A 1,648-nucleotide genomic window follows, 5' to 3' on the forward strand; every position below is an offset into this window, starting at 1 on the left:
CCCCCGGGTCCGGTATGGCTGTGTGCCCCCTGTCGAAGTCGATGACCTGGGGGGTGTTGCCGCCGGGCTTCGGGGCACCGCTTGACCGCTGATGAGGGGCCTGACGACCGCCTGGTCCGGCGCAATGCCGGACCGCTTTGCGGGTGGGGATGTCTGCGTAACGTGGTTGCCGGCGTGTGGTGCCGCAGGGACGGCTGGGAGTTGAGGAGACGAGAGGCGAGGGGCACGCGCACATGGTCGACACGACCGCGACAGATCTCTTCCTCGGTCTGGACCTGGGTAAGGAGTTCCACCACGCCCACGGCCGGACCGCGGACGGCAGAACCGTGCACGACAAACGGCTGCCCAACACCGAGCCGAAGCTGCTGGAGCTGTTCACCAAACTGGTGGCGAAGTTCGGCACCGTTTTGGTGATCGTGGACCAGGTCGCCAACATCGGCGCGTTGCCGTTGACGGCAGCCCGCGCGGCGGGCTGCCGGGTCGCCTACCTGCCCGGGTTGTCGATGCGGCGGGCTGCCGACCTTCACCCGGGCGAGGCCAAGACCGATGCCCGCGACGCGTTCGTGATCGCGGAGACCGCCCGGTCCATGCCGCACACCCTGCGTGCGGTGGACCGCGACGACGAGGTGCTGGCCGAGCTGACGATGCTCACCGGCTACGACAACGACCTGGCCGGCGAGGTCAACCGCACCACCAACCGGCTGCGTGGTCTGCTCTCCCAGATCCATCCTTCCCTCGAGCGCGTGCTCGGCCCGCGCCTGGCCTACCCCTACGTCCTGGCCCTCCTGGCCAGGCACGGCTCGCCGGCCAGGCTGAAGAAGCTCGGCCGCACGCGGTGCGAGGCTCTGCTGAAGGCACACGGCTCGCGCAAGGCCCACCACCTCACCACCGAGATCTACGACGCGCTTGCCGAGCAGACCCTGGTTGTTCCCGGCACCGAGGCGTCCGCGCTGATCGTGCCGGGCCTGGCCGCCCAGCTCGCCGCCGCCCATACCCAGCGTCAGGCCACCGAGCAGGAGATCGCCGCCCTGCTGGAGGCCCTCCCTCTTTTCCATCTCCTGACGTCGCTGCCCGGTCTGGGCGTCAGGACCACGGCCGCGGTGATCGTCGCGATCGGTGACGGCACCGGCTTCCCCACCGCCGGACACCTCGCCTCCTATGCCGGACTCGCCCCCGCCACGAAGTCCTCGGGCACCTCCATCCGCGGTGAGCACGCACCCCACCGCGGCAACCGGCTCCTCAAACGTGCCTTGTTCCAGGCCGCGTTCGCCGCGATCGGCTGCAAGAGCGACCCGTCCTCCCGGATCTACTACGACCGCCAGCGCGCACGCGGCAAGACCCACACTCAGGCGGTCCTCCGCCTGGCCCGGCAACGCGTGAACGTCATCCACGCGATGATCCGCACCGGCGCCCTCTACGAACCACGCACTCCGAGCGACGTCGACCTCGCAGCCTGACACCCCATCCCTCTGCCCTTCAGCCCTCCTCACGTCCGCATGCCGGCACGGCCACCCCCGTCCTGCCAGCCACCGAGCTGCTCACCAGGCACCCGATCCGCCGGGAACGTCCCGCTTCGCGGGACGTTCCCGAAAACCAGGACCAACCCCTACGAACCAGCCCCGCCAGGCTTGACGAAACAGATAGGGGC

1 protein-coding gene is annotated in these 1,648 nt (G+C 69.7%); it reads left to right on the plus strand.

Features of this window, described 5'->3' with window-relative positions; translation table 11 throughout:
- The first annotated feature begins 233 nt into the window (after positions 1–233).
- Positions 234–1,457 (plus strand): IS110 family transposase, encoded by a 1,224-nt coding sequence (locus ACIPEK_RS46655; RefSeq protein WP_402009128.1) that lies wholly within the window; start codon positions 234–236, stop codon positions 1,455–1,457.
- The last annotated feature ends 191 nt before the right edge of the window (positions 1,458–1,648 follow it).

Source organism: Streptomyces sp. NPDC088246 (assembly GCF_044741025.1).
Lineage (GTDB): Bacteria > Actinomycetota > Actinomycetes > Streptomycetales > Streptomycetaceae > Streptomyces.